This is a genomic window from Rhizobium etli 8C-3 (assembly GCF_001908375.1).
In the GTDB taxonomy this organism is placed as follows: Bacteria; Pseudomonadota; Alphaproteobacteria; order Rhizobiales; family Rhizobiaceae; genus Rhizobium; species Rhizobium etli_B.
The window spans coordinates 1,688,291-1,715,287 of the sequence record NZ_CP017241.1; the positions used below are offsets into that span (position 1 = coordinate 1,688,291).

A 26,997-nucleotide genomic window follows, 5' to 3' on the forward strand; every position below is an offset into this window, starting at 1 on the left:
AAGGTACGACGCATTCTTCGACCGGATGGTGCTTTCGCACGAGCTCTTCACCGTCGTCGATAGGATCGGATGGTCCTTTGATCTTCTCGGTGGTCATCGCGCGTCATCTCCTTTTCGTGCCGCATCGATCACGGCCACATCGATTTTCCTCATCGTCATCATCGCGTCGAATGCGCGCTTTGCTTGTTCGCCACCTGCTGCAAGCGCGTCCATGAGAATGCGAGGTGTGATCTGCCAGGATACGCCCCACTTGTCCTTGCACCAGCCGCATTCGCTTTCCTGACCGCCATTGCTGACAATGGCGTTCCAATAGCGATCTGTTTCTTCCTGATCCTCGGTGCTGATCTGGAACGAGAAGGCTTCGCTGTGCTTGAATGTGGGGCCGCCGTTCAATCCGATGCACGCGACACCGGCCACCGTGAACTCGACGACCAAGACGTCGCCCTCTTCTCCGTCGGGGTAATTGCCGGGCGCGCGGATGATGGCTCCGATCGTGCTGTCTGGGAAGGTGTCAGCATAGAAGCGGGCGGCTTCCTCAGCATCCTTGTTGTACCATAGACAAATAGTGTTCTTAGACATCGCGCCGTTCTCCTGATCGTTGTCCTTCAGATCGAGAGCCCGACCTGATGATACGATGACGCACCAGCCGCCCCCGATCCGACATCATGATCAAAATCGCTGCTCTTTTTTAACGCCTCTCGTCTTGCGGGCCAAATGCCGCCTTGCGCCAAGAGCATGTGTAGGCGGGCAGTCTTCAAAAGGGGCGAGCTCTCATTACTATCTCGGGGTAGCCGAGATGAAGGGCGTTGGCGGTGTTTCATGCTGTTTGGACGTGTCGCTACACGCAGTGGCAATCTGCATCATGATCATGACGGAAAGGTTCGGCTTGATCGATCGGTTCCTTCGGACGTGTCGCCTTTACGAATTTGGCGAACCGATCCACCAGAAGGGGCTTGCGAGCTGGCCCTCACTCGGCCCCTGACCTATGGGCTGAAAGAAGCAGGCTTCGACGTTGTGTGCAGGGCAATCAGGTTGACGCCGCTCTCCCCAGTCATGGGCAATAACACGGACAACACGATGCCCGAGGCATGGCTCATATCCTGCGACCGGGTTGCTACAGTCAGGTCCACGTGAAAAGCGTCGAAAGCCATTACATCCGAGCGCTGCTCGCCAGCAGCAAGGTCATGCAGCGGAAATGCATCGATATCGAAAACGGGATTCGGGGCTATGAAGATCTTATCGCGTGATTTCATCCTGTGCCGCTGTCCGCGAAACGATCGAAGGCGATATCGCCCTGAGCTACGCTCTCCTGCCTTGCTGCAGGCCAGGAAGATGCTCCTGGCTTGACTGGCCTGTCCGAAGAGCAGTCCGCGACGAGGCCGTCTGCACACCGTTTATGAGCACCTCAGGCGTCGGCGAGATTACTGGCGGACGACAGGGTGGATGAAGCCGATAATAACTGCTGGCCCCCCGAGCGTGTCTTAAAGCGAGGCCCTCCAGACCCTGATCCGATGCATGCGTGCAGCAGCTCCAAGCGCAACAGAGCCGATAGACTGCGGAGAGAAGCGTGACCCGCGTGAACGATCAGGCCAACGAAGATCAGAAAAGAGCTTGACCCGAATGCCGGGTTAGAGAGGCTGTCATTGACAGGATGTCATGGCTTCATATCCTCGGCCATCGGATTTCAGCTGGGGATGCAAAGTCGGTGTTGACGCAACACATCATCGATCGGGGCGATGGCGCTGCAGTCGAACTATTCCAGGCCAGGGATTCAGATGCACGTGCAGGAGCGATACTGTTCGTGCATGGCAATCAGGGTGGGCTCTTCTTAGGTGGGAAAGAGGCTGTCGATGACGGGTCGCTGGTTCGTTTCTCTTCGCGCCTTGGTGTGACGGCGGCCGCAATCTCGCAGCCTGGTTTTGGTGCATCTGACGGTCCCGCCGATTTTTGTGGGCCAGCTACCCAGCGAGCGATTGTGGCTGCCTTGGACTTTCTCAAGGAGCAGCCGTCGGTCGATCCCGCAAGCATTGTTCTCTATGGAAACAGTCGGGGGGCGGTTGCTTCAGCCATGGTCGCCGCTCAGGTGACCGATCTCCGCGCCGTCATCCTGACGGGGGGCGTCTACGATCTCAGAAAAGCTTACGAAAGCGGTTCGCGAGGCTTGCAACAGGCAATCCATAAGGAGGCGGGCCTTTCGAGTGCAAGCTTCTTAGATCGGTCTCCAATACACCATTCGCACAAAATCAAAGCAGAAACCCTGCTTCTACACGGCAGATACGATGACCGTGCATCGGTTGATCAAGCTGAACGATTTTCGGAAGCCCTTGCTGAAACCGGGGCGTCAGTAACCCTCCACACACTTGAGTGCGGGCACCGCCTCCCGCGACAACAGGTCACGCCAATCCTGCGAGATTTTCTGATCCGAATATTCGCCCCTGTCACCACAGCTCACTGACTGACGGCCGTTTTGGACCGATAACGCAATACGATCTTGGCCGGAAAGGTCAACAGCGGTGATCGCGATCTATCTGCATCACAGTCGGTAATGAAGCCGAACACAGCCCTTGTCGAGCGCCGTCGCACTGATCAGCGTCGGGCTTGTTCGGAAACCAGTAAGTGGAAAGAGCGGCAACCCAGCGCCTATTATCTCTGGAATGACATAGATTTCGATCTCGTCTATTGCGCCACGTTCCATGAATGCCATCAGCAATTGCCCGCCTCCTAGCATCCACACGTGACCGTCATCGAGCGCGCGTAGTTCCGAGATCAATGCATCAACATCGCTGCGAATTTCGAGTGGTCCCTTAGGATTGTGAAGTGGCTGCGAGGTGATGACAATCACCCGCTGATCTCCGTAGGCCCAGGGCGATTGCTCGTTTGCAAGGAAGTCATAAGTGCCCCGGCCCATGACCACGGTACGGATGCGTTTAAGAAAGAGGCGGTAGTCGTGCTCTCCCAGGTCCATGTCATCATATTTGTAGAGCCAGTCGAGCGAACCTTCGCCTGAGACTATGAGCCCGTCTAGGCTCGCTGCGATATATCCCATAATTTTTGACATCATTGACCTCCTTGCAAGATAAACGAACATACGTTTATATATGGACATGCCCAGATACAAGACAGTCTCTGACGAGCAGATACTTGACGGCCTGTTTGGCCTCATTCTCGAGACCGGGCCGGACGGCCTAAGTTTTGCGCTGGCCGCCAGGGCCTGCGGACTTTCCCCCGCGACCATGGTCCAGCGCTTTGGTAACCGACTGGGTCTCGTCGAGGCAGTCCTGCTACGAGCCTGGGATCGGCTACAGGCTGAAACGGAAGCGGCCGATGCTGAAGAGGCGCTGACACCTCAAGGGGCCATAAACCTGCTCATGCGCCTCATGCCGCCCGAGGATGCTGAGCGCAACGCAGCTGATGGCCTGCTGTTATTGAGGGAGGACCTGCGCAATCCTAACCTCCGCGCCAGGGGCGCTAGATGGGGCCACACACTCGCTTGCGCTTTAGGGCGTCGTCTTTCCAGCGACCAACATGCGGCTGAACGACTCGGATGGCAAATGGCGGCGCTCTGGCAGGGCGCTCATACCTGGTGGGCATTTACCCGCACCGATAAACCAGAGCAGGCTATCAGGCGCATGCTGGAAGAATGGTTGACATCCACACACAAGGCTTAGGAATGACCGCTTTGGCCAGGAGGCTGCTTCGCGCTACAAGCGGACATCAAGAAGTCGCTGACAAGGACTGTTTTGCTGAACCCGAGACGTCGAGCGTTTCCCGACGCAGGCAGGTCCAATCGATCAATTCTGCCATGGCTGGCCCAAGTGCCTTACCCAAGTCCGTGAGCGCGTATTCCACCCTCGGAGGCACCTGCGGATAGACTGTTCGCGTGATTATCCCATCCTTCTCCAGCTCCTTCAGTTGCTGGATGAGCATTTTCTGATTGACGCCCTCCACACGCCTCTCAAGCTCTGAAAATCGCAGCGGCTCCTTCGCACCGAACAACTGGCAGATAATGACAATCTTCCATTTGCCCTCCAGCACCCGGAGGGCATCGGTGGTCGCTTCTGCCCACACAAGATGCTGTTGCGGGTCGCCGCAATTCCAATGCCGGTCCTTCGCCATACTTACCTATTGGTGGGTTACCCACTTTTCCGTTCGTTCTTGTCGATACCTCAGTATCTATTAACTTGAGGAGCAGAACAACAGGAGCATCAGCATGAAAATCGGCATCATCGGCATTGGTAGCATCGGCGGCACGCTTGCCCGAAAGCTCTCATCTGCCGGGCATGAGGTCAGGGTTGCCAACTCCAAGGGCGTCGACGATGTGCGGCTTTTCGCGGACGAGGTGGGGGCCACGGCAGCGGACACGCGAGGGGCCATCTCCGGCGCGGATTTGGTCATCATGTCCATTCCTCTCCCTGCCGTTGAGAAGCTGCCAAAAGACCTTTTCAAGGATGTGGCTGAGAGTGTCCCCGTCGTTGACACCAGCAACTATTATCCGGGGATGCGTGACCCTCGAATCGCTGACCTTGATGCAGGTGAGGTTGAGAGCGTTTGGGTGTCAAAGCAGATCGGCCGCCCTGTCATCAAGGCATTCAACAATATCCTCGCCGAAACCTTGGCGAAACTCGGTAAGCCAGAAGGCGCTGCCGGTCGATTGGCCGTGGCAGTTGCCGGAGACGACGCCGCAGCCAAGCAGGTGGTCATGGGCATCGTCAACGAAGTGGGCTTTGACCCGGTTGACGCCAGGACGCTGGCGGAATCGTGGCGGCAGCAGCCCTCAACACCGGCTTACTGTTGTGACTACGACGCCGCTACCATGCGCAAGGCACTCGGCGCTGCGGTGAAGGGCGAAGCGCCCAAGAAGCGCGACCAATTGCCCGACAAGATGGGGACGCTTGGATCGAACCCGACCCATGCCCACATGGTGGCGATGAACCGCTCGCTCAACCCGCTGACCTGAGGAGCGAGCCATGACGAAATTTGTCACAAGCGCAGCGGTCTTGTTGATTTCGCAGGTCGCCATCTACGTTCCTCGGGAGCCGGACAGGCCCGGTCAGCCCCCGCCTCACACTCCCATTGAAACTAGTAAACGGGACGTCCGCAAAGGGCGGCCAAGAAGGAAATGATGATTTCACCTATCGGTCGGCTTTAAGGAGTACCGCGTGATCGCCGGGCTCGTTGCCTTCGGCCAAACTTAACTTCAAGAGCTCTCCGCTCTGCCGCAAGTCGATATTCTCAGACCTATACGAAACGAAACAATTCCCTACTCCGCAAGAGACAATCGATCGGAGCGGACAAATCTCAACGGAAACAAAAAACGGCCGGACAAAGCCGGCCGCTTCTGGGGGCGATGTTAAGTGATTAGGCGGCGAGCGCGATCTCTTCGGCGCGGGCCCTGGCGGCGTCGATCGCCTTTTCCGCAGCTTCCGGACCGAAGGCGAGGCCCTCGACATAGACGGTTTCGATGTCGGTGATGCCGAGGAAGCCCAGAACCGACTTCAGATACGGGACGGCATGGTTCATGCCGGCGGCAGGACCCTGCGAGTAGACGCCGCCGGAGGCGAGCACGACATAGACCCTCTTACCGGATGCAAGCCCCACCGGGCCGCTTTCGGTGTACTTGAAGGTGCGACCGGCGCGGGCGACGTTGTCGATCCAGGTTTTCAGCGACGAATATATATTGAAGTTGATGAGGCCCGTGCCGATGACGATGGTGTCGGCGGCGAGCAGTTCGTCGATGAGCGCGTCGGAGGTCTTCACTGCTTCGGCTTCCTGCGCCGTGCGGTCTTCGGCAGGCTTGCGGATTGCGGCGGTAAACAAGTCGTCGATATGCGGCAGAGGATTGGCGGCGAGGTCGCGGCGGACGATGCTGCTGCCCGGCTTCTGGGCCTGAAGCTTGCCGGCGAGATCGATGGCAATGGTAGTCGAAAGCGATTCAGCGCGCGGGCTGGATGTCAGGAGCAGGATGGACGACATAATTGAATTCCTCTCGAATTGGGGTGCTGCGGGCTCGCTTGGGAGATTCGAGCCGCGTTCAGAGGAAAAATAGGTCTGGCAGGCTATCGAAAAAACTGGGATAATGTCGATCAAAATTATCGATGGATTGGATGGAAAATGCTTCCCAACCCGACATTGGATCAGTTGCAGGTGTTCCTTACAGTGGCAGAGACTGGCAGCTTCTCTGCCGCCTCGCGCGTGCTAAACCGCGCGCAGTCGGTGATTAGCTACACGATCGCGAACCTCGAGGCACAACTCGAGATGCCGCTTTTTGAACGTTCCGGCGCTCGCCAGCCAAGGCTCACTGATGCGGGTAAGGTTATGCTCGAAGATGCGCGCCGCCTGCTGACCGATCTGCAGGTGATGCGCGCCCGCGTCAAGGGACTCAAGGAAGGATTGGAAGCGGAGGTCTCTGTGGCGATCAGCGTCATGGTGCCGTCTCCAGCAACGGTGGACGTGCTGCGGGAATTCCGTGAGCACTATCCGTCCGTAGCGCTCAATTTGACGGTCGGCGAGCTTGGCATGGTCATGGAGGCCGTCCTGAGCGGAAAGGCGACGATCGGCATCGGCGGAGCCGTCCTAAAGCAGGACGACTCGATGCTGATGGAAAAGATCGGCCATTCCTTCATGATGCCGGTGGCCTCGCGCAATCATCCGTTGGCGCAGATAGATCGACCGTTGACGCTTGGCGATGTTCGCGAGGAAGTACAGCTCGTCGTCACCGACGCCTCCGGACTGACGAAGGGTCGCGATTTCAACGTGCTCTCCTACAAGACCTGGCGTGTCAGCGACATCGCGACGAAGCATGCTTTGATCCGCGGGGGTCTCGGCTGGGGCGGTCTGCCTGCATCGATAATCCGTGACGACCTGATGAGCGGCGCACTCGTTCATCTCAACCTTGAGGCCTATGAGCAAGGCGAGTATCCGATCTTTGCCATGCGCCGCCTCGCCAATCCGCCAGGCCCAGCTGCGGCATGGATGATCGATGCGTTCCGCACCAGGCTTTCCCAGTGCCCCAACCACGCCGATTTCACAGCGGCGCTGAACGAAATTCGCGGACCGGAAATGCCGCTCGCAGCGGAATAGACGAGGCGTCTCCGCCTCGATCGGCTTTCAGATGGGCTAGAGAAGAAGTCTGAACTTTGCAAATCCCTCCGCGCCCTCGCCGGCATCCTCCAGCTTGACGCTCTTGACGTCGGCCAGGAATTGCTTGGCCTTCGGCCCGCTCTGGAAGACAGCGCTGGTGCCCGGCAGCGGCTTGAAGGTCCAGTTACTGTCGGCCGACGGATTGATCGTGCGCTGTTCATGAATGAAGCGGACGATGACATCGCGGTTGGTGTCCGGAGCCTGGAACACGACCTTGTCGGCTGCGATCTCCGGGAACTTGCCGCCGCCGCCCGCACGGTAGTTGTTGGTGACTACGACGAACTTCTGGTCGAGGTCGATCGGCTTGCCGTCGAACTGCAGATGCTGGATGCGATTCGAACTTTCATTGATCGTCTTGCCGTCATTGTCGTATTTGCGCGGCTGCGAGAGGTCGATCTGGTAGGTCACGCCGTCGATGACATCGAAGTTGTAGGACGGGAAATCCCCGTTGAGCAACTCCGCATCGACCGTCCCGGGCTTCACCTCGTTGAACATGCCGGCCGACATCTCCAGCCAGTTCTTGACCTGGTTGCCGGTGATGACCACTGCCTGCACGGTGTTCGGATAGAGGTAGAGGTCGGCGACATTTTTGATGGCGACATCGCCCGCCGGAACGTCGGTATAGTAATCCGCGCCGCCTCGGCCGCCTGCCTTGAAAGGAGCAGCGGCCGAAAGGACGGGCAGATCCTTGAATTCCGTATCAGCAAGCATCTGCTTGATGTACCAGGTCTGCGCCTGGCTGACGATCTGTACAGAGGGATCGTCAGCAACGAGGGCGAAGTAGGAATAAAGCGGTGCCGAAGTCTTGCCGACCGGGGTGCGGACATAGGCGAGCGTCGCCTCATGCTCGGCCTTTGCAGCTTCGATCACCTCCTTCTTGTCGCCGACATCGGCGACGACCTTCTTGCTGTCGTCGCGGTGATAGATCGGCCGAGCCTCGGCGGTGAAATCGACGATCGTCCAGCTCTTGCCGTCCTTTTCCAGAAGCAGGTCGATGAGGCCGAGATGCGACCCCCAGAAACCAGCCATGACCGTCGGCTTGCCGTGCAGCGTGCCTTTCACCGGATCGGCGTTGGCAATCCCATCCCAACTCTTGGGGCCGGGGAAGACAAGGTGCTGATGACCAGTGAAGATTGCATCGATGCCGTCCACGGCGGCAAGATGCAGCGAGGCATTCTCCATCTTCTCGGAGGGGGCAGAGCCGTCAATGCCGGAGTGAGAAAGGGCAATGACGATATCGGCACCTTCCTCCTTCATGGCCGGAACCCATGCCTTGGCGGCCTCGACGATGTCGCGGGTCTGCGCCCTGCCTTCGAGATTCTTGACGTCCCAAAGCATGATCTGCGGCGGCACAAAGCCGATGAAGCCGATCTTGACCTGGCTCTCGTTGCCTGAGCCGTCCTTGATCTGCTTTTCGACGATCACGTAGGGCTTGAAATAGAGATCGTCCTTCTTCGGGTCGGAGGCAAGCTGGCCTTTCGTCAGGTTGGCGCAGACGAACGGAAAATTCGCGCCGCCAAGCACCTTGAACATGAAATCGAGGCCGTAGTTGAACTCGTGGTTTCCAAGCGTGCCGACAGTGTAGCCGAGCCTGTTCATCGCCTTGATGACCGGATGGACGTCGCCATTCTTCATGCCATGCTGATAGGCCATGTAATCGCCCATCGGATTGCCCTGCAGCAGGTCGCCATTGTCGATCAGCAGCGAGTTTGCCGCTTCGGCGCGGATGCTATCGATAATGGTCGCGGTGCGCGCCAGACCCATCGTGTCGTTCGGCTTGTCGGCATAGTAGTCGTAGGGGAAAACGTTGACGTGGATATCGGTGGTCTCCATGAGCCGCAGATGCGCTTGGTTGGCGGCCGCGCGCGCCGTGAAGGGGTGGAGCAGAACAAGTGCCGAACTTGCGGCAATGCCGCCGAGCAATGACCGTCGGGTAATCGGGTGCAGATCAAAACGGCAAGACATGGAACACTCCTCGCAAAAACGCATGGCTCAACAGGCTTCGAGCCTAGGACGATTTGCACAGCAGTGCATCCGGAAAATGACAGTCCTGCATTGGACGTTATCGCGTTAACACCGGCTTCACATCCTTGTGGAAGAAACGAAAGTAGGATGCGACCTGAGCCCTGGCATTGGAGTTCGGGTCGAACTGGATACCGAGGCGCCCATTGTGGCTCCAACGGATTATGCCGTGCAGCGTTCCAAGATCTTCCGCCAGGATTTGTACGCGGCTACCCGATGCGGCACAAAGCGGCGTTCTAATTTCCACCGCGGCACCAGTTGTCGAAAGATTGAGAATGCGGGCGTCTACTTCGTTATTGAGATAGCGTACCTTGCCGAAAATGCGGCAATACTTGCGTTCGGCCTTGCGAGAAATGATATTCAGATTATGCATTTTGGAGCCCTCAACGGAATACTTAGAGGACCGTATCGCGAGAATATTGAAAATCCTTTGAAAGAAACGGCTAAATTACGAGATTGATTCTATCTCCGCAGAGCGCCGCTGCGCGCCACGACGTGCTCACGCCAGATGGTGAAAATGCCGGCAGCCACGACGATCACCGAACCGGCGATCGTGTTGAGGCTCAGGTCTTCCTCAAAGATGACGACGCCGATGATCGAGGCGTAGACGAGCTGCAGATAGGTAAGCGGCTGAACGGCAGCGGCATCGAGCATGTCATAGGCGCGGATCAGGAAATAGTGGCTTGAGATGCCGGTTAGGCAGAGAAGCGCCATCCACCCCCAGTCGCTTTCCGACATCGGAGTCCAGTAGAAGGGACCGATCAGTGTTATCGTTATGCCGCCCGCGACGCCGGTATAGAAGAAGCTGGTCATCGAAGCATCGTCCCGGCTTACGAGCCGGGTGGCGATGACGTAGAAGGCGAAGAGGAAGCAGCCCAACACCGCGAGCAGCAGCTTCGGATCAAAAAAGCCGGTTTGCGGCTTCAAGATCAGAAGAACGCCGGCGAGCCCGGCGCAGATTGCCGTCCAGCGGCGCCATCCGACGCGCTCACCGAGCAGCGGCATGGAAAGCAGGGCGATCAGGATCGGAGTGCCGGCAAAGATCGCCTGGGTGCGCGCAAGTCCGATGATCGCGAAACAGGTGATCGCCAGCACGACCTGTGCGGCAAGCAGCACGCCGCGGGTGACCTGAAGCAAGGGCCGGTTCGTGCGTACGGTCGCCTTCAGGCCGCCGCGCATTCTCGACGAGATCAGGATCGTGAAAACTGCAAACGCCCAATAGCGGATCATCGTCACGAAAACCGGCGGATAGGTGCTCGCCAGATGCTTCGAGATGCCGTCCTGCACGGAAAAGATGGTGATCGCCAGAAGGACGAAAATGTAGCCTTGGGTCTTGGATCTCATGACTTGCCGTAAGGCGGAGAAACCCGCATATGACTGAACCTAGGTCAGGATTCATTTAGCTTTGCAAGGCCTCAAAGCCCGACATTCGGCCTGTCGATGATCTCCCGGAGCGCGAAGCTGGAATTGATCTTGACGACGTGGGGCAGGGCGGAGAGCCAATCGCGGTGTATGCGCTCATAGTCTTCGAGGTCACGTGCGGCAACGCGCAGAATGTAGTCGTATTCGCCCGACATCAGGTAGCAGACGAGCACGTTCGGGCAGCGCTTCACCGCCGCCTCGAATTCCGCAAGGGTTTTCGCGAACTGGCCGGAGAGCGAGATGTGCACGATGGCGATCATCTTGTAGTCCAGTGCCTTGTGCGAGAGGCGCGCGTGATAGCCGCCGATGACACCGCTCTTCTCAAGAATGTCAAGGCGCCTGGAACAGGCGGAAGCCGAGAGGCCAACCTTGTTTGCAAGATCGGCATTGGTGATGCGGGCGTTCGCCTGAAGCGCCTTTAGAATCGCACGATCGATGGTATCAAGTTCGGACATTCGAAGAACCTTCGAAATAACAAGATTTTTCGCAATAATCCTCGAAAAATTGCTCTCTTGCAAATACTCTTTGCAAGGACATTTCGCGCGTACGGTGTTTGGATTCAGGTCGTCGATAACGCTCCGCCCAAGCGGACATAAATTGAGAGGAACGCTGAATGCGTGTCGGTTGCCCGAAGGAAATCAAGAACCATGAATATCGTGTCGGCCTGACACCTGCTTCGGTTCGTGAGTATGTCGCCCATGGCCATGAGGTATGGGTCGAGACAAAGGCGGGCGCCGGCATCGGTGCTGATGATGCCTCTTACATTTCCGCTGGCGCCAAGATCGCCGCCTCGGCCAAGGATATCTTCGAGAAATGCGACATGGTCGTGAAGGTCAAGGAGCCGCAGCCCTCGGAATGGGCGCAGCTTCGCGACGGCCAGCTTCTCTATACCTACCTCCACCTCGCGCCCGATCCCGAGCAGACCAAGGGCCTGCTCGCTTCCGGCGTCACCGCGATTGCCTATGAAACCGTTACCGACGAGCGCGGCGGCCTGCCGCTGCTCGCCCCGATGTCAGAAGTCGCGGGACGCCTGTCGATCCAGGCGGGGGCCACTGCGCTTCAGAAGGCCAACGGTGGCCTTGGCATCCTGCTTGGCGGGGTTCCCGGCGTGTTGCCGGCAAGAGTGGCAATCATCGGCGGCGGCGTTGTTGGCCTGCATGCGGCCAAGATGGCAGCCGGCCTGGGCGCCGATGTCAGTATCCTCGACAAGTCGCTGCCGCGCCTGCGGCAGCTCGACGACATGTTCGGCGGGCGCATTCACACGCGTTATTCCAGCATCCAGGCACTGGAGGAAGAGGTCTTCACTGCCGATCTGGTCATCGGCGCCGTGCTAATTCCTGGTGCGGCCGCACCGAAGCTCGTCACCCGCGAAATGCTCTCCGGCATGAAGAAGGGCTCAGTCATCGTCGATGTCGCGATCGACCAGGGCGGCTGCTTCGAAACCTCGCATGCGACGACGCATTCCGATCCGACCTACGAAGTCGAGGGCGTCGTGCACTACTGCGTCGCCAACATGCCGGGCGCGGTTCCCGTCACTTCCGCGCACGCGCTCAATAACGCAACACTGGTCCATGGTCTGGCGCTCGCCGACCGCGGCCTGCGCGCCATCGCCGAGGACAAACATCTGCGCAACGGTCTCAATGTCCACAGAGGCCGCATCACCAACAAGCCGGTCGCCGATGCACTGGGCTATGAAGCCTACGCCGCGGAAAGCCTATTGAACGTAGCGTAGGTCCCATCACGCTGCGTTAGATAAAGGCGCCGGTCTCGCTTCGGGCCGGCGCCTTTTACCTGTCGATCCGGCACTGGAAGCAGTTGTTGCGCGCCGAGCGCACATGCACGTAGGCGATCTCCGGGCGATTCAGCAGTTCCTTGGCATAGCCCGGAATATCGGCGATCGCGGTGACGGCACCAGTGCCGTAGACAATACGGTTGTTCTCGCCATAGCCGCGCACGATAAAGTCCCGACCCGTCTTCAGCACCGGCGGCAGCTCGTCCCGCGCTTCATAACGCTCGCACCGCTTCTTGTGCAGGAAGATCGGGCCAGTCTCTGCATAAGGCTGCAATTCCGGGAATGGGCGGTAAGCGAAAACAAGAAGCAAGTCGCCGGCATCGATATTTTTCAGGCAATGACGACAGGGATGTCCCGGTCCATCGGAAACCATCGTTTCCGGCAGATTGTCATAGGCATCGCGGCCGCCGTTCCAAAGGTGTTCTGCATCGGCAGTCGGTAGGGCGGAAAAACGGATGGCTGACATGGCAATCTCCTTCGTGATTGCCATGAAATGCGCCTTTATAGCCGGTCAAACCACCCGTTTCCTGCCGGCTCAGCTCTTCCTGGCAATCTCCAGCAGTTCCTTGTCGCTGAGAGGCCGGACGATGCCGGTGCCGGTTGAGACTGGAGAGAAGCCGAACATCTGATAGAGCTGTAGGGCGCGCGGATGGTCGAGGTTGTTGGTCGTTGTCGTAACGCGCGTTGGGTTCAGCGTCCAGATCGCGTAGAGCGCCTGCAGCAGGAACCACTTGCCGATGCCGAGGCCGAGCGCATGCTCGATCAGGCCGAAATGGCAAAGTTCGATCGTATCCTCGTCCTCGCAGAAATACTCGTAGAAGCCGGCAGGCGCGCCGTTGACATAGAGCACGCTGATATTGTTGCGCTTGTCGTGCAGGGTTTCCACCAGCGCCTCGTCGCTCATCCGCAGCCGGTCCACCCATTGCCATCGGGCGCCGACCTGACGGTAGAGATAGCGGTAGAACGGCAGCGGAATGCCCGGCGCACGCATGATCGCCGTCTGTATGTTGACCGGCACTGGAAGGCTTGCCTTCGGCGGCGCCGTCATTTCCAGCCGGGTGATATGCGCCGTGAGCGAGGAGGGGGACTTCGCCATGGTGCTTATCAGGCCTTGATCGGGTCGGGCGGGCCGGTTACGACCGGGGTATCGTCGCGGCTGCCCCACTCGCTCCACGAGCCGTCATAGAGCTTGTTGTCGGTATGGTCGATCGATTCGAGCGCCAGCGTGATGATCGCGGCAGTGATCCCCGAGCCGCAGGAGGTGACGACAGGTTTCGAAAGATCGATTCCGGCATCCTCGATGGTCTGCTTCAACTCCGGCAGCGATTTCAAACGGCCTCGATTGGCAAAAACGCCGGAGGGCAGGCTGCGGGCGCCGGGCATATGGCCGGAGCGCATGCCGGCCCGCGGCTCCGGCTCGGTGGCGGCGAAACGTCCGGCACTGCGTGCATCGGCAATCTGCATGGCGCCGCTGGAAACGATGTCGCGCATGGTTTCGAGGGAAACGATACGGTTTGCATCATAGTTCGTCTTGAAAGTTGTCGGCTCAAAGCTCGGGACATCCGTGTTGAGCGGACGGCCCTCCGCCTTCCAGCCGTCGAGTCCGCCGTCGAGAACGAAGACGTCTTTCGCCCCCATGACACGGAATAGCCACCAGACACGCGGCGAGGCGAACATGCCGATACCATCATAAACGACGATACGGTCGGTCTCGCTGATGCCGAGCCTGCCGGCTTCCTCGGCGAAATAATCCGGCGAGGGGACGGTATGCGGCAGCCCGGTGGAATGATCCGCGATCTTGTCCTGGTCGAAGCGGATCGCGCCGGGAATATGGCCACTTGCATATTCGGCGTCCGCGTCGCGATTTTGGGCCGGGAGATAGAAGGAGGCATCCACCACGCGCAGGTCCGGCTTTCCGAGCTCGCCCTGCAGCCAATCGGCCGAGACGACGAAACGGCTCTTCTCTTCGCTCATTCTGATCTCTCCCTGATGGACTTAGGCTTCGTTGCCGGGCACGCCGAAGCGGATGCGGAAGCGGCGGTTCTCCTTACCCTTCTTTTCAATCTTGGCAATGTGTACCTGACCGACTTCCTGCGTTTCGGAGACATGTGTGCCGCCGCAGGGCTGGCTGTCAATCGCCGAGTTTTCGCCGATGCAAACGAGGCTGACACGGCCAAGTCCCACCGGCGGGCGCACGTTCTTCGATTTCACGATGCTGGGGCTCGCAGCCAGCTCCTCGTCGGTAATCCATTGGACATAGACGGGATAGTTCTGGGCGACGAGTTCCATCATCTTCGCCGTCACCTCGTCCTTGTCGATCGTCTCGCTCATGTCGAAATCGACGCGGCTCTCGTCTTCGCCAACAGCGGCACCCGTGATCGGATACGAACAGACGACCGAAAGCAGGTGGCAGGCTGTGTGCATGCGCATCAGCCGGTAGCGGCGCGGCCAGTCGACATGCAGGACGAGCCTCTCGCCGATCACCGGCTGCGGCTGGCCGGCAGACGGGACGTGGATGACGATATCCTTGGTCGCCCCGTGCTTCGTCGGACCAAGTTCGATCTTCGAACCGTCGGCGCGCTCGAGGAAGCCCGTATCACCCGGCTGGCCGCCCGAGGCTGCATAAAAGCAGGTCTGATCCAGCTCGATGCCCCCGCCTTCGTGGATGGCGGTGACCACCGCCTCGCATGTCGATAGATAGAAATCGTCACGATAGAGGGCATTGACTGGCATGGGTTCTCACGCTGCTGGCTCGTAGGGTATCTTTATGTCCTGCGACGTGGTCAGCCACGTGGGGACGGGCAGGCCCTTTGAGGTCAGGAAGTCGGGGTTGAAAAGCTTTGACTGGTAGCGGTTGCCATAGTCGCAAAGGATTGTCACCACGGTGTGACCCGGTCCAAGATCTTTCGCAAGACGGACCGCACCGGCAATATTGATTCCAGTCGAACCGCCGAGGCAGAGGCCCTCGTGTTCGACGAGATCGAAGACATAGGGCAGCGCTTCGGCGTCGGAAATCTGATAGGCGAAATCCGGTGTGAAACCTTCGAGATTGGCCGTGATGCGGCCCTGGCCGATGCCTTCGGTGATCGAGGAGCCGGAGGATTTCAATTCACCGTTCTTGTAGAACTCGTAAAGTGCTGCTCCCTCAGGATCGGCGATGGCGATCTTGACGTCCTTGCGGAACGCCCTGAGGCCGGCCGCAACGCCCGCAAGCGTGCCTCCCGACCCGACGGCGCTGACGAAACCGTCGATCTTGCCGTCGGTATCTTTCCAGATTTCCGCGGCCGTGGTCTCGATATGCGCCTGACGGTTTGCGACATTGTCGAACTGGTTCGCCCAGATGGCGCCGTTCGGATCGGACTTCGCCAGCTGCTCTGCCAGGCGGCCGGAAACCTTCACATAGTTGTTGGGGTTCTTGTAGGGCACGGCAGGCACTTCGACGAGTTCGGCGCCGAGCAGCTTCAGCGCGTCCTTCTTCTCCTGGCTTTGCGTTTCCGGGATGACGATCACGGTGCGGTAGCCGAGCGCGTTGGCCACGACCGCCAGCCCGATGCCGGTATTGCCGGCGGTGCCCTCGACAATTACGCCGCCAGGCCTCAGCAGGCCCTTTTTCTCGGCATCGCGGATGATGTAGAGCGCGGCGCGGTCCTTCACCGACTGGCCGGGGTTCAGGAACTCCGCCTTGCCGAGGATGGTGCAGCCGGTCGCGTCGGATGCGCCTTTGAGCTTGATGAGCGGAGTGTTGCCGATCGCCTCGATGACGGATGGGTGGAAGGTCATGGAATCTGCCTCTGTGGAACTGGTAGTTTAGGAACGGTCTTTTCCCTTCACAAGGCTAGGTTGGCAAGAAATGCTATTCCATGGCCTTGCCTGCGACGATAAAATTAGACTTCTGCTTTCAAAAATCCCGCGTGTCTTGCAATTTGCGTCCGCGCTGCACCCGCCTAAAGCACACCAATCGCTTTGCCGGGATCATTGACGCCCCACCGGCTGAAATGAGCCACAATAGCATGATAGAGGCATGAATCCGGGAGGAGCGAGGAACTTCCGGACCTGGTTTGTGCTGAATCGGCAGTCTGGAGGAAGTCTATCATGCGTGATTTCATCGCCCGTCCCGAACACGGCATCGCCTGGATTTCCGGCGCGAATTCGGGCCTGGGGCGGGCATTGGCGCTTAAACTGGCAGGCGACGGATACAAAGTCGCCGTCACCGCCCGCAATCATGAACAACTGGCCGAACTTCAAGCCGAAGCAAGCGGCCTTTCCGGCAGTATCGTCGTTCTCGATGGCGACGTGACCGATCCCGAGGATATGGAGCATGTGCTCGCCTCGATCGAATACGAGCACGGCGCGCTCGCCCTTGCGATCTTCAACACAGGCATATACCAGCCCGTGCATGCCGAGCAATTGAACCGCGCGGATTTCGAAAAGAGCTTCGCCGTCAATCTCTGCGGAGTTGTCAATTGCCTCCTGCCTGCCATCCGGCACATGAGGGCCAAGGGGCAGGGGCAGATCGCCATTGTCTCTTCCGCCGCCGGCTATGGCGGCCTACCAACGAGCGCGGCCTATGGCGCCACCGAGGCGGCGCTGATCAATATGGCCGAAAGCCTGAAATTCGATCTCGACAAGATGGGCATTCGCATCCAGATCATCTGCCCCGGCTTTGCCGATGTTGCGGCGGCGCGCGAGAACAGCTTTCCGATGCCGCCGCTCGTGTCGCCTGAGGACGCGGCCGACCAGATCGCGGCAGGCCTCAAATCCAGTCGCTTCGAAGTCAGTTTTCCGAAGCGCTTCATCTATCTGTTGAAACTCCTCCGGCTGATGCCGTACGGCCTCTACTTCCGGCTGGTCAACGGTTCGGCCCGCTGGTGGAAGCATCCGCCGCCTTCGTCCGGACACCATCCGGCGACACCGCGTCCTGCGGAGTGATCGGAACATCGTGTCTCAGAGCAGCCTGGGACCAAAGAAGAAGAGCCGGTTCACGATGAACCGGCTCATTCAGTTGATCAGTACATACCGATGAAATCTGGCTCCCCGGGCCGGATTCGAACCGGCGACCTGTCGATTAACAGTCGAATGCTCTACCGCTGAGCTACCAGGGATCACCGCTTGGCGCGGCGTGAGTGGGCTAATACAAATGCTTGTTCGATTTGCCAAGCAGTTTTTTCAAAAAAATGACATCTGCTTGCATTTGCGGCGTTTGTTCCCATCTCCTGTGCATGACTGGCGGGAAAGACAATAGCAGAAACGCGCGACAAAAGCGCTTCGGCATCGATCATACAACGGGAAAACTCGTTCTCGGTTCCCTGCACATCCCTCTGCCGCGCTCGCGGATTGCGCGCGTGTTCACAGGCGTCCTGCTGATCTTCTGCGGTATCTTGGGATTTCTGCCTGTTCTCGGCTTCTGGATGATACCGCTCGGCTTCATCGTTCTCTCGCACGACCTGCCGTTCGCGCGCAGATGGCGCCGCCGGTTCTCCGTCTGGTGGCACAGACGGAACACGTCCGAAGGCTGATTGAGCAGCCAAGAAAGATCGTGTGAAGAACGTATAACCGCATTCATGACGTTGAGCATCCACTCAAGGGCAGTGATGCTACTTGGAGCAGTTCTCACACGGCGCGATGTCGTCCGATGGTGTAACCTTCTTTCGGAACCTGCCAAACTTGTCGATGTGATCGGCGGGGTTCAGTGGGCGTCGGTCGTTCACTCGTTGGGTATCAGTTACCGAGGACAGTTCGCTGGACAGGCCGCTATGAGTGCTACAGACATCGATTTTCCTCGCCTCGAAATTACGATGGCTAAAGGTCCGCACTATCTCGCCCTATTTGGCGCTGGCGCCATCGCTGCATATCTGGCCCTAAGAGGCCTTGAAGCCGTCGCTCCGAATGGTCCTTTGTCCAGCCCGGGTGGCCGGATGATCTCCGCCGCGGCGCTTTTCGCCATCGCCTTGGCCGCGGGCTTCAAGCTGCTTTCGCGGATTAATTTCAGCACAATCATGCTGACCGTGGATCGCGAAGGTGTTTATGTCGCGCCGCCACGAGGGACGACGACCTCTCATAGTGCCGCGATGAGCATTCCTTGGTCGTCTATCTCGAAGATCAAATACTACGAACTCGGCCGTCTAAAAGAGACAAAGATTATTGCCATTGAGTTGCGGGATGCAGGAGAGGTGCGTATCCATGCCAATCTCCTCCGCTGTCGCAGCGCGCGTGAACTCTACGAGGATATAAAGCGCTACCGCCGCCGTTCGCCCCGGTTGCCGAAAGCGATGACCTGACGAATGGTCCAGTCTACCAATCGGCGTTGTGGACTGGGTTGGATGATGACTGACTACTTCGCGCCGTGCTTTATTCACATGACGTCGCATTCTATTCTCCCGATAATCTCGGCCACCATGCCGGGATAGAGAAGATCGCGAAGGTCATCGCCACCAGAACGAGGTAGGCCAACCATGCAGCGGTGTTGCGGACAGGACGAGGTAGGCGAGTCACAAGGCTTTGCAGACGACGTGCAAGGCTTGGTCCTGCGCGGACGTCGTCTTGCGCCTTGCCTTCACCTCCTCGATGATCGCGTGGGTCAGCCATTCCAGAAGTCCCAGCCAGACATTTGCCGTGACCAGCGCCACGCCGAGGGATGCCGGAATGTGCGATCAGGTGATAAACGCAGAGCGCGCCCGATTGTTTGGCTATCGGACAGGAAATGCTCCCGCAGCGGTAATCGCAAGGCCAATGCGCTCAGAGCGTCATCAGGGCGAGCGCGTGGGTAACGCCCCACTTTATGCAGCAAATTGAAACTCGCCCCGGGTTACGGGCGGGCTGTGATGGTATTTGTCGTCGGTTGAGGCGATTAGTTTGCGAATACAGAACTCTCCTGATTTTCAGCCAGCATATCGGCCTTCTTGACGAAGCGTCGAAAATTCTCCCGCACGGCACCCACCGGAAATCTACCGGCGGCAGCTTCATGGCATGCTTTCAGCAGCGTCTCGTATGCCAGGCCTCGTCGTTCTTCCGGCCAATTCTCCAGGTAGTCGACCACCTCGTCGAGACTTGTGATTTCGTCAATAAAATACATTCGATGGACGTAGACAGCGCTGCCAAACTGAGCGATCGATGTCATTTTTCCCTCCCCCTGATATGCAGATGCGCAAAAACTTATGAAAGGCATTTGAGACGATCAATCACCCAAAGGGGCTATTAGGCGTCCAGGTACGAATCCGAACAGAACATCGATCTCTATACCGCCTGACACTTGCCTTGCCTCGGTCGCCCCGCCCGCAAACAGCGCATGGATATGCCGGTCGACCGGGTCGGCATGGCAGCGGAACTGTCGCGGCTGTTCAGGAAGACATTTCAGAAATGCGCCCGCGCTTGCCGTCATCGGCATCAGCGGCATGGCGATGACGTCACCTTTGCTGTTGCCTTCCGCCGGTCAGGCGCGATCATTCATGGGAGGTATCTGCAAATCGCGCCGCGTTTGTGAGATGGCGGGCCGCGTAGCGGTGCAACGATCATTGCACGTCACAGGAGGGCTGTGGCCACGCGGCCCACTTTCCTAACATCCAGGACAGGCAAATGTTCCTATCATAGCGCCCTGGCACGGCATCAACTGTCGCCGACGTCCTGAATCTGCGAAGATCTTCGCATTGAGCGGGAACTTACGCGGCGTTGGTGAGCCGATCTAAAAAAAAGCCCCGCTGTCGATCGGCGAGGCAAAGTAAACGTGACGAATACCGCTCATAGGGGTGCGCGGCCCTTATAAGATGGGCGAGACGATCTGCCGGTAAACTAGCCCAAAGGTATTAGTGCGGTTCCGGACAAAGGAACTGACCGAGGGCGTGTTCGGCCCAGGCACTAGGCTCCGGCTGGATGATTCCTCTGCTGTGCCTGCATGCCCGCCGGTTACAGAGGTCAAATATCGTCGAATGACGGCAGGCCGTGGGAGTCGTCATACAAGGGGCTGCGGCATCCCGATGACAATGCGGAGATTTATCAGACCGAGTGAGACAATTGGTAGGAACCTGTTCCTCTCGCCAAGGTTCGGTGGATCAGAACCGAAGCCAAAATGGAGGATCATCCAATGCTTCTGAAATTCATCACGGTCTTTGCGCTTTCGATCGGTCTTGCAACTTCGGCCATGGCTCAGGCCAGCGGCGGCTCGGGCGGGACTGGCGGTACTGGTGGAACTAGTGGTTCTGGCCAGACCGGCGACACTTCAGGTACCGCTACCCAGTCTGGCACTTCACCCTCTGGGACGAGTGCCTCCGATAAAGACAAGGACTCCCAGGGCAAGCAAGAATCTTCTGACTGCGCTCCGGGCCAAATCAAAAATGCCGCCGGCAACTGTCAGTAAAATCAGGCTACGGACTACGAAAGGACCCCGCAGTCACAATGCGGGGTTTTCTTCGGAAAGCTTCACAAACGGCTATTCAGAATGAAAAAAGATCGTATTCAGAATGAAGCCTCTTGCACTTCCGTTAGGATCATTCTAAATCCGCGCCACCACACGATATTTTCAATGTCGGTCAGAGGTGAGGCCTCGTGGCGGAGTGGTGACGCAGAGGACTGCAAATCCTTGTACCCCGGTTCAATTCCGGGCGAGGCCTCCAAACAATTTCTTGAATGATTTCAAGGCGATAGGCGAAACATAGACCGGCGGAAGTGCCGGTTTCATGTCGCGTCATGTTGCAATCCACTTCCCTTGATTTCCAACGGTTTCCTGCGACACTCGGCGAGTCCACGCGACATGGAGTGCAACATGGGGGGGGCTTGGGAAATGGCAGATGAGCATCTGAAGACCTTGGACACAGCACTAGAGAAGATGCGCAATCGACGGAGGGCTCTCGCTGAGAATTTGGCTGGGGATTACGCGCGCGACTATTCTGAGGGTTGGCGCGACCAGTTCGTGCAGATTCAAGAAGCGATAGATGCCCTGCTTCGGGCAATCGAAGATGAAAAGTCGCTCCTGCCGAAGAGGGGCAGTTCGGTACCGTTAAGCGTCTGATTCGATTGTCGGCTTGCTTCCATTGGGCGCACAAAAAAGCCCGGCCGGAAAGCGTCTCTGCTAAGTGATGTGTTTGGGTTTTTGGCGCGTGGGGTTGCCGCCGCCGTAGATGCCCTGTGACGCGAGATGACGCTTTACCTCCCGGATACGCTCCCGGATGCGCTCTCGCTCGTTCTCGGCCACGGCAGAGAGTAGTACTGTATGGGCACTGTGAAGAGGGCGGCGGGAGTCCATTTCCTTGCGCCCCTCCTCCGATTCCGCCCACGGTGTGACATCCTTTCCGGCCGGCAGGAAGCCGCTGATCAGTTCCGAACGCGTCCAATCGTCGTTCGCCTCCTGGTCGATAAAATCCGCGCAGCCAAACATGTATTCGGCCTTTGCGTGAACGCCTTCCAGGCTGGTCGGACGGTAGAAGCACAGCGCCTCGGCGGCCTCGTCCTTTTCATGGCTTAACTTTTCCCACAAAGCAACGAGGGCTTCGTCGTCGGGCCATATCTCTGGCAGATCGTCCCAACGGGCTACAGCGGCCTTGTATGCGTCGATCAGCATCTGGACGATCTGGACGTCATCCATGCCCTCTGCAGCCACTGGGAGGGCTGCAGGAAGCGATGTCGCGGCGATGCCACCCAAGAGGCGGCGACGGCTGATCTTAGTCATGTTCGATCCTCCTTTTCAAAATAGCTAAGTGCAGCGGCCATCATAGGGACGATCATGGCGGAATCACCGGAATAATCGAGTTCCCAATGCGCGATCCTAAGCGCCTCGAGGGCGCCTTCCCTGGAGATTGCCGGCCGAGTCCAGCTCGCCAGCACGGCGTGTGCTGGTTTCCAGGTTATCTCGCCATAGGCATTCGAGCCCATGTCGTCTTCCGGCGCGTTCTGATTGAAATCAGCCAGTCCGGAGCGATAGGCGGCGATGGCATCGATCAGCGGGTCGGTGACGACCGGTTGAGCAATCGTCGTAGAGGCGGCTAGACCCGAAACCGCTGCGGCGGATGACTGGCTGAGGAACAGGCGTCGGGAGATATTCTGCATCGCATTCACTCCGTTCTGTGGTTAAAACCAAAATTGCTTGGTGTTTTAACCATAAATCGAGCGTCATATTGCTGTCAACAGTAACTTGTGTATTATACCAAAATTACTGTGATTGGAGCAAAGATGCCTATTACTGGATACCAGATAAAAGCTGCCCGTTCTCTCGTCGGAATGGAGCAAGTCGCCTTGGCTGAGAAGGCCGGTGTGAGTGCGAATACCATCCGGAATATGGAGGCGTATGGTGCCGATCGCGTGAAGGGGCGCACTGAGACGCTCGACGCGGTCACTGATGCACTCAAGGCGGCCGGGGTAACCTTTATCGATGAGGGGATGAGCGACGGCGGCCCAGGCGTGAGGCTTGGGAAGTGATGCAGACGCTTGCCGCGCTCCTCACTCCGACAATTGCAGCAATCGCCATCGTCATCGCTTTCCTGCAATGGCGGACAGCTCACCAGAAGGTGATGCTCGATCTCTTCGAGCGCCGATTAAGGGTTTACGATGAGGTCCATAAGGTCGTCGTCTATTTTTGGACGAACGAAGGCAATCTCGTGGGCTTCAATGCCGGACGCAAACTCGCTGCCGCCTACGCAGATGCTCGGTTTTTGTTCGGGGATGAGGTTCCCGAAGCGATCGAGAGCCTGAAGGCAAAGGTCTACGATCTTTCGCGGCTGAAAAACCGGCTCGAAAAAACTGAAGAAGACGGCCCAGAGCGCGAAGCTATTGTGAGTGAAATCCTGGGGATCGAAGACCACTTCAACAAATGGCCGTTGGATTTCTCAGAGCTGTGTTTGCCCTACCTGAAAATGGACCAGAAGCGTATTCGAACGCCGGCGGAATGGCTGAGTGACAGAAATAAAATCCGTCTAAGCTATGCCGACAAGGAATAGATCAAATGGCCGATGTTTCAGCCGATCTCGAAGCCGCTCGTCAGCGCTATAACGACCTTTATCCGGATCGCCCGATCAAGCGGGTCGGCGATACGCTGGAGGCCGTCTTCTACCTGTATGGCATCAGGTGCGCCTGGGAGAACGGCCGGCCGCTGACTGAAAAGGAGATTGCGGCGGTCGAGCGGATCACCCCGCCCGGATGTTTCTCCTGATTGCAACTTGGATGCAGCGCTCAATCGAAAAGGCCCGCCGGGGTGTTGGCGGGCCTTCGAACAGGAGGTCATTAAAAGGCCACCGCCCTGCCTTCTGCGACAAAGGCGAAGCGGTGGCTAGAACCGACCAAAGTTCATTAACCATAAAGCGTGAAGCCTTTGTGTATGGCAACTAGCTAATATGGGCTATATCTTCGCCAATCGCAGAGAGGTCGGGCTCGCTTGTAGATCGTCATGCGCCGGCGGCCTCTCTGGCGAGCCGCATGTAGCGCTTGGCCGCGGGATAACTGATGCGGGCAGTATCGCGTAGCCATGGAAGCCATTCACCGTGCGGTACCTGAGATCGAGCTGCGATCAGCTTCTGTCCAATTTCGAGCGCCTTATCTCCCCTCGCGTAAAGGCGAGTGCGGATCTCTGGAACCTTGGCCTTGATACTGCCGGCCGTGTCCTGCGAGGCCAGGCGTTCCTGAGCAAATGCCGTGAGGCGGTAATAGATGGCGCCGGCAAGCGCATGACGCTGATGGCTGAAGCCGCGGAGCTGGTTGATCGTTGCCATGATCGGCCCGAGCGGAATCCGATCCCACCATTCCAGCCACTCCGACGTGCGCTGCTCCACCCATTCAGGACATGCCCTGATGAGGTCAGAGACGGCCCACAGGCTCGTTTGATCGATTAGCGCATTGTTGTCGCGGGTCTCGCTCAGTGTCGTCATGACGAGCCGGAAATGGCTTTCTCCATATTTCGCAAGGATCTGGCACATGGTGGCCACGGCGCGGGTCTGTCCCGGCTGCGGAAATACATTGGCCGGAACGATCTCGACGTCGAACTCTGCGCAGATGGAACGAACAATCACTTCAGACATGTCAGCTCCTCACGGTCTGCAGGATCGCGCGGCGGAATTGATCCTCCATCGCCTGACGCGAACGGGCATCGCCGATGTTGGCGTTGTGGAAATGATTGATGATCTGGATCGGCCGCTCGGCGGATTTGCCGGTGTTCTTGCCCTGAGTGCCGTCAGTCACCTTGCTGTCGTCGATGATGATCACCCGCTCGCTGTTCTTCTTGAACAGTTCGACCTTCTGGTCCTCGCCCGGCATGATCTGCCCGCCGGTCGCGAAATACGGCGTGTGCAGGTCGCGCATCCCGGTATTGGTGCCGTGGACGGCGGGGCTGATGCCGTAGGTGTCATAGCCGATGGCGCCGGTGCCGTTGTAGCTGCCGATGCCCATGAAGTTATAGACCGAGGAGAAATCGACACCGCTGTACGGCATGGCGCTGCCATTCGTGCTGCCGTAGCCGCTACCATAGCCACTGCCGCGACCAGACGATGACGAGGAGCCGCCGCCGCTGCTGTAGGAAGCCGACGCGGCCGCCACAGACTTGATCTGTTTCAGGCAGGCGATGATCTCCAGATCGTTGCTGTCGGCCGTCTCCCAATATCCGGTATGGATGCGGACTTCCTGCATGATGCTGTAGAGGTGATCCTCGATCAGTGAAAGCGTATCGCGGCCGCCCGACAGGATCGAGGCGGTGGAATTGGTGTTCGCCACCATCCCGGCGCCGCCCATGGTGACGAGCTCCGGGCCTTCCTCGCCGACGAGATAGGTTCCGCCGGATGCGACCGGGCCACCGGCTGCGCGGGCGCCGCCGTAGCCGAGCGTCGCGTTCATCATCGCGTAGTCATACGCATCGATGAGCCCGCTCGTGTTGGTGCTGTAGTTGCCGTTGCCACCATAGACGGTGTGCGCCTGGCCGTTGATCGTGTACTGCTGCGCCCGCATGTCGGCGTTACCGCCGATGACATTGACGTTGGCCGTGCCACCGCCAGCAGACGGGACATTGTACTGCTGGATGCCGATCGAGACGATCTTGTCGGGGATGTTGAGGATCGATTGCGACAGCGACTTGACGCCGGATTCCAGATCCCTGACGCGGATGTTGCCGTTGATCAGCGCATCGACGAACGAGTCGATCGACTTCTTGTCGCCGCCGATCTGCTGCAGGCTGGCGCGCACCAGTTCCAGGCTCTCATGAGCGGTCTTTGCGGTGATCTGCCCGCCGTCCAGCGCCTTGAAGACCTTCTGGATGGAGGAGGCGGCCGCCTCGATCGCGCCGGCGGCTTCCTGGCCGATGCTGTCTCCGAAGATATCGGAGACCGGCGTCTGCGCAGCCGCGGCAAGCGTCTTCTGGATATCGGAAAGTTCGGTCTTCATCGAGCGCAGCTGATTGCCGGTCTGCTCGAAGCTGGTGAGTGTCTGCCGGCGGGCATCCATGATCTGCTGGTTGACGTCGACGACGGTGGTCGATGCCTGGCTGGCCGCCGTGGCGATGCTGCCAATCGCCTGACCGAGCGAGGTTGCGCCCTGAATGGACTTCGAGAAATCCATGTTGGCAAGGTCGGCAAGCCCGGAGCGGGCGCGGTTGGCGCCGATGCGATCGACGATGTTTCCTGCCCCCTCACGCAACGGTTGGCTCGACATGATCGCCCGCTGACGCGCAGCATGTTCCTGCGCCGCCGTTGTGAGATCCGTCGCATAGGTATTCTCGAGCCTCTGTATCGTCTGCCCCGACGTGTCCAGCATCGATAGGTCAACGCCTGGAATCTTGTTAAAGGCACCGATGATCTGATTGACCGCTTCCTTCGAGGCATTCACCAGCTTGTTCAGGTGATCGATCGCGACGTTCACAGCACCAACGAAAGCGCCGCCAACGATGTTCGGAAGCTGATCCCAGACGAAAGCGACGTCAACTCCAGCCGCGCGGAACGAGTTGATGACAAGCTCGGCGACATCCACGGCGGCCGACTGCAATTTCCCGAAGGCATAGATCAGTGGATCGACGATCGTCGACACTGCTGGCCCGAAGGTGTTCTGCAGCGCGTCCCGAATGGTCTGGAACGTCGCCGTCATGACTTCGCCCCATGAGACGGAACTATGCAGGGCGCTTTCCGCCTCGGTCTTGATGTGAGATAGCCCGAGCGCGACAGGAGCGAGCACAGCGCCCCAACGTCCGAAGCGCGTTGCTGCCTCTCCTGCCATCTTTCCAGTCTCGCGGAGAGCCGCGACGACGCCGCCCTGTCCTGCGTAGATCTGGGAGATCTGGGAGCCTTGCTGCGCCATTACCATCAACGGATTCATGCCGGAGGCGAGGGAAACAGCGACGTCGTTCAACTGGAAGATCAGGTTGCGGCGCTGGAAGGCGGCGAGACTGGCCGTCCTGCTCATGTTGGTCGCCATGGCGCTATATGCGCGACCGGCATAATCTGCCGATGCGCTAAAGTCTCTCATGTCTCGGCTGGCGCCCTGTGCGGACACGCCGACGGCACGCATCGCCCTGCCGCTTTTCGCTGACAGGCTCTGAACGCTCTGCTCAGCCTTCGCGGCTGCAGCGGCTACTTCTTCAATCGTTCGTTTGACGACTCGGCCGCCGGTCTCAGCTCCCGAGGGGTCAATGACGATGTTGAGTGTCTTGTTGCTGGTCATATCGT

The 26,997-nt window shown here is 58.5% G+C and carries 33 protein-coding genes and 2 tRNA genes; 14 read left to right on the top strand and 21 right to left on the bottom strand.

Going from position 1 to position 26,997, the window contains the following annotated elements:
* Window positions 1-93: 93 nt before the first annotated feature.
* Both AM571_RS08595 and AM571_RS08600 read right to left on the bottom strand, forming a co-directional pair.
* Entirely contained in the window at window positions 94-579 is a 486-nt protein-coding gene (locus AM571_RS08595) for a VOC family protein (protein ID WP_074061039.1), read from the bottom strand.
* A gap of 404 nt (window positions 580-983) precedes the next feature.
* The gene (locus AM571_RS08600; protein WP_074061040.1) at window positions 984-1,253 is read right to left on the bottom strand and encodes a hypothetical protein; all 270 of its coding nucleotides are present in this window, start codon (window positions 1,251-1,253) and stop codon (window positions 984-986) included.
* 398 nt (window positions 1,254-1,651) lie between these two features.
* On the opposite strand from AM571_RS08600, the gene AM571_RS08605 reads away from it, so the two are divergent.
* Window positions 1,652-2,455 carry an alpha/beta hydrolase family protein gene (locus tag AM571_RS08605; protein WP_074061041.1) on the top strand — a complete coding sequence of 268 codons (804 nt, stop codon included), beginning with the start codon at window positions 1,652-1,654 and terminating at the stop codon, window positions 2,453-2,455.
* 78 nt (window positions 2,456-2,533) lie between these two features.
* Here AM571_RS08605 and AM571_RS08610 read toward each other — a convergent pair whose 3' ends face one another.
* Window positions 2,534-3,058, bottom strand: coding sequence for a dihydrofolate reductase family protein (locus AM571_RS08610; protein ID WP_074061042.1), 525 nt, complete (start codon window positions 3,056-3,058; stop codon window positions 2,534-2,536).
* Between the two features lie 46 nt (window positions 3,059-3,104).
* Here AM571_RS08610 and AM571_RS08615 point away from each other — a divergent pair, with 46 nt between their 5' ends.
* Complete coding sequence (locus AM571_RS08615; RefSeq protein ID WP_074063134.1) at window positions 3,105-3,668, top strand: TetR/AcrR family transcriptional regulator; 564 nt, start codon at window positions 3,105-3,107, stop codon at window positions 3,666-3,668.
* A gap of 46 nt (window positions 3,669-3,714) precedes the next feature.
* On the opposite strand, the gene AM571_RS08620 is transcribed toward AM571_RS08615, so the two are convergent.
* The gene (locus tag AM571_RS08620; RefSeq protein WP_074061043.1) at window positions 3,715-4,116 is read right to left on the bottom strand and encodes a winged helix-turn-helix transcriptional regulator; all 402 of its coding nucleotides are present in this window, start codon (window positions 4,114-4,116) and stop codon (window positions 3,715-3,717) included.
* A gap of 94 nt (window positions 4,117-4,210) precedes the next feature.
* Between AM571_RS08620 and AM571_RS08625 the strand changes: the two genes are divergently transcribed.
* Window positions 4,211-4,957, top strand: a complete 747-nt coding sequence (locus AM571_RS08625; RefSeq protein ID WP_074061044.1) for an NADPH-dependent F420 reductase — start codon at window positions 4,211-4,213, stop codon at window positions 4,955-4,957.
* Between the two features lie 401 nt (window positions 4,958-5,358).
* On the opposite strand, the gene AM571_RS08630 is transcribed toward AM571_RS08625, so the two are convergent.
* A complete protein-coding gene (locus AM571_RS08630) occupies window positions 5,359-5,973 on the bottom strand; it encodes an FMN-dependent NADH-azoreductase (RefSeq protein ID WP_074061045.1) in 615 nt (204 codons plus the stop codon).
* A 138-nt stretch (window positions 5,974-6,111) separates the two neighbouring features.
* Here AM571_RS08630 and AM571_RS08635 point away from each other — a divergent pair, with 138 nt between their 5' ends.
* The gene (locus AM571_RS08635) at window positions 6,112-7,080 is read left to right on the top strand and encodes a LysR family transcriptional regulator (RefSeq protein WP_074061046.1); all 969 of its coding nucleotides are present in this window, start codon (window positions 6,112-6,114) and stop codon (window positions 7,078-7,080) included.
* A 36-nt stretch (window positions 7,081-7,116) separates the two neighbouring features.
* On the opposite strand, the gene AM571_RS08640 is transcribed toward AM571_RS08635, so the two are convergent.
* The 4 genes from AM571_RS08640 to AM571_RS08655 all read right to left on the bottom strand — a co-directional run bounded on the left by AM571_RS08640 (window position 7,117) and on the right by AM571_RS08655 (window position 11,039).
* On the bottom strand, window positions 7,117-9,105 hold the full coding sequence (locus AM571_RS08640) for a bifunctional 2',3'-cyclic-nucleotide 2'-phosphodiesterase/3'-nucleotidase (RefSeq protein ID WP_074061047.1): 1,989 nt from the start codon (window positions 9,103-9,105) through the stop codon (window positions 7,117-7,119).
* Between the two features lie 97 nt (window positions 9,106-9,202).
* Window positions 9,203-9,535 carry a PilZ domain-containing protein gene (locus tag AM571_RS08645; protein WP_074061048.1) on the bottom strand — a complete coding sequence of 111 codons (333 nt, stop codon included), beginning with the start codon at window positions 9,533-9,535 and terminating at the stop codon, window positions 9,203-9,205.
* A gap of 89 nt (window positions 9,536-9,624) precedes the next feature.
* Entirely contained in the window at window positions 9,625-10,506 is an 882-nt protein-coding gene (locus AM571_RS08650) for a DMT family transporter (RefSeq protein ID WP_074061049.1), read from the bottom strand.
* Window positions 10,507-10,577: 71 nt separating this feature from the next.
* The gene (locus AM571_RS08655) at window positions 10,578-11,039 is read right to left on the bottom strand and encodes an Lrp/AsnC family transcriptional regulator (protein ID WP_022718321.1); all 462 of its coding nucleotides are present in this window, start codon (window positions 11,037-11,039) and stop codon (window positions 10,578-10,580) included.
* Window positions 11,040-11,197: 158 nt separating this feature from the next.
* Here AM571_RS08655 and ald point away from each other — a divergent pair, with 158 nt between their 5' ends.
* Complete coding sequence (ald, locus tag AM571_RS08660; protein ID WP_074061050.1) at window positions 11,198-12,316, top strand: alanine dehydrogenase; 1,119 nt, start codon at window positions 11,198-11,200, stop codon at window positions 12,314-12,316.
* 55 nt (window positions 12,317-12,371) lie between these two features.
* Here ald and AM571_RS08665 read toward each other — a convergent pair whose 3' ends face one another.
* The 5 genes from AM571_RS08665 to AM571_RS08685 form a co-directional block, all read right to left on the bottom strand.
* Complete coding sequence (locus tag AM571_RS08665) at window positions 12,372-12,842, bottom strand: DUF1203 domain-containing protein (protein ID WP_074063135.1); 471 nt, start codon at window positions 12,840-12,842, stop codon at window positions 12,372-12,374.
* A 69-nt stretch (window positions 12,843-12,911) separates the two neighbouring features.
* Window positions 12,912-13,472, bottom strand: a complete 561-nt coding sequence (locus AM571_RS08670; RefSeq protein ID WP_074061051.1) for a GNAT family N-acetyltransferase — start codon at window positions 13,470-13,472, stop codon at window positions 12,912-12,914.
* Window positions 13,473-13,480: 8 nt separating this feature from the next.
* Complete coding sequence (gene sseA / locus AM571_RS08675; RefSeq protein WP_074061052.1) at window positions 13,481-14,350, bottom strand: 3-mercaptopyruvate sulfurtransferase; 870 nt, start codon at window positions 14,348-14,350, stop codon at window positions 13,481-13,483.
* Window positions 14,351-14,371: 21 nt separating this feature from the next.
* Window positions 14,372-15,109 carry an alanyl-tRNA editing protein gene (locus tag AM571_RS08680; RefSeq protein ID WP_074061053.1) on the bottom strand — a complete coding sequence of 246 codons (738 nt, stop codon included), beginning with the start codon at window positions 15,107-15,109 and terminating at the stop codon, window positions 14,372-14,374.
* Window positions 15,110-15,115: 6 nt separating this feature from the next.
* Window positions 15,116-16,156, bottom strand: a complete 1,041-nt coding sequence (locus tag AM571_RS08685) for a cysteine synthase A (RefSeq protein WP_074061054.1) — start codon at window positions 16,154-16,156, stop codon at window positions 15,116-15,118.
* Window positions 16,157-16,468: 312 nt separating this feature from the next.
* On the opposite strand from AM571_RS08685, the gene AM571_RS08690 reads away from it, so the two are divergent.
* On the top strand, window positions 16,469-17,305 hold the full coding sequence (locus tag AM571_RS08690) for an SDR family NAD(P)-dependent oxidoreductase (protein ID WP_074061055.1): 837 nt from the start codon (window positions 16,469-16,471) through the stop codon (window positions 17,303-17,305).
* Between the two features lie 98 nt (window positions 17,306-17,403).
* Here the strand turns inward: AM571_RS08690 and AM571_RS08695 are convergent.
* Window positions 17,404-17,478, bottom strand: a tRNA-Asn gene (locus tag AM571_RS08695).
* A 117-nt stretch (window positions 17,479-17,595) separates the two neighbouring features.
* Here AM571_RS08695 and AM571_RS37310 point away from each other — a divergent pair.
* Together AM571_RS37310 and AM571_RS08705 are read left to right on the top strand one after the other, a co-directional pair.
* Entirely contained in the window at window positions 17,596-17,892 is a 297-nt protein-coding gene (locus tag AM571_RS37310; RefSeq protein WP_074061056.1) for a hypothetical protein, read from the top strand.
* Between the two features lie 237 nt (window positions 17,893-18,129).
* On the top strand, window positions 18,130-18,654 hold the full coding sequence (locus AM571_RS08705; RefSeq protein WP_074061057.1) for a hypothetical protein: 525 nt from the start codon (window positions 18,130-18,132) through the stop codon (window positions 18,652-18,654).
* A 210-nt stretch (window positions 18,655-18,864) separates the two neighbouring features.
* Here the strand turns inward: AM571_RS08705 and AM571_RS36145 are convergent, their stop codons facing one another.
* Entirely contained in the window at window positions 18,865-19,002 is a 138-nt protein-coding gene (locus tag AM571_RS36145) for a hypothetical protein (protein WP_155774427.1), read from the bottom strand.
* Window positions 19,003-19,223: 221 nt separating this feature from the next.
* Entirely contained in the window at window positions 19,224-19,493 is a 270-nt protein-coding gene (locus AM571_RS08710) for a DUF982 domain-containing protein (RefSeq protein ID WP_074061058.1), read from the bottom strand.
* Between the two features lie 960 nt (window positions 19,494-20,453).
* Between AM571_RS08710 and AM571_RS08720 the strand changes: the two genes are divergently transcribed.
* From AM571_RS08720 to AM571_RS36915, 3 genes are all read left to right on the top strand, one after another.
* A complete protein-coding gene (locus tag AM571_RS08720) occupies window positions 20,454-20,726 on the top strand; it encodes a hypothetical protein (RefSeq protein ID WP_074061060.1) in 273 nt (90 codons plus the stop codon).
* A gap of 182 nt (window positions 20,727-20,908) precedes the next feature.
* Window positions 20,909-20,982: transfer RNA gene (locus AM571_RS08725), tRNA-Cys, on the top strand.
* A gap of 167 nt (window positions 20,983-21,149) precedes the next feature.
* Window positions 21,150-21,377, top strand: a complete 228-nt coding sequence (locus tag AM571_RS36915; protein WP_196776314.1) for a hypothetical protein — start codon at window positions 21,150-21,152, stop codon at window positions 21,375-21,377.
* A gap of 60 nt (window positions 21,378-21,437) precedes the next feature.
* On the opposite strand, the gene AM571_RS08735 is transcribed toward AM571_RS36915, so the two are convergent.
* Both AM571_RS08735 and AM571_RS08740 read right to left on the bottom strand, forming a co-directional pair.
* A complete protein-coding gene (locus tag AM571_RS08735; RefSeq protein ID WP_074061062.1) occupies window positions 21,438-22,034 on the bottom strand; it encodes a hypothetical protein in 597 nt (198 codons plus the stop codon).
* Window positions 22,031-22,411, bottom strand: coding sequence for a hypothetical protein (locus AM571_RS08740; RefSeq protein WP_074061063.1), 381 nt, complete (start codon window positions 22,409-22,411; stop codon window positions 22,031-22,033). Before AM571_RS08740 ends, AM571_RS08735 begins: the two co-directional genes overlap by 4 nt.
* 123 nt (window positions 22,412-22,534) lie before the next feature.
* Between AM571_RS08740 and AM571_RS08745 the strand changes: the two genes are divergently transcribed.
* The 3 genes from AM571_RS08745 to AM571_RS08755 all read left to right on the top strand — a co-directional run bounded on the left by AM571_RS08745 (window position 22,535) and on the right by AM571_RS08755 (window position 23,510).
* The gene (locus AM571_RS08745) at window positions 22,535-22,780 is read left to right on the top strand and encodes a helix-turn-helix domain-containing protein (protein ID WP_074061064.1); all 246 of its coding nucleotides are present in this window, start codon (window positions 22,535-22,537) and stop codon (window positions 22,778-22,780) included.
* 92 nt (window positions 22,781-22,872) lie between these two features.
* Window positions 22,873-23,298 carry a hypothetical protein gene (locus tag AM571_RS08750; protein WP_237358536.1) on the top strand — a complete coding sequence of 142 codons (426 nt, stop codon included), beginning with the start codon at window positions 22,873-22,875 and terminating at the stop codon, window positions 23,296-23,298.
* 5 nt (window positions 23,299-23,303) lie between these two features.
* The gene (locus AM571_RS08755; protein ID WP_074061066.1) at window positions 23,304-23,510 is read left to right on the top strand and encodes a hypothetical protein; all 207 of its coding nucleotides are present in this window, start codon (window positions 23,304-23,306) and stop codon (window positions 23,508-23,510) included.
* Between the two features lie 232 nt (window positions 23,511-23,742).
* On the opposite strand, the gene AM571_RS08760 is transcribed toward AM571_RS08755, so the two are convergent.
* Window positions 23,743-24,372 carry a DUF3102 domain-containing protein gene (locus AM571_RS08760; protein WP_074061067.1) on the bottom strand — a complete coding sequence of 210 codons (630 nt, stop codon included), beginning with the start codon at window positions 24,370-24,372 and terminating at the stop codon, window positions 23,743-23,745.
* Window position 24,373: 1 nt separating this feature from the next.
* Window positions 24,374-26,992: a phage tail length tape measure family protein gene (locus AM571_RS08765; RefSeq protein ID WP_074061068.1), complete on the bottom strand. Its 2,619-nt coding sequence runs from the start codon at window positions 26,990-26,992 to the stop codon at window positions 24,374-24,376.
* Window positions 26,993-26,997 lie beyond the last annotated feature (5 nt).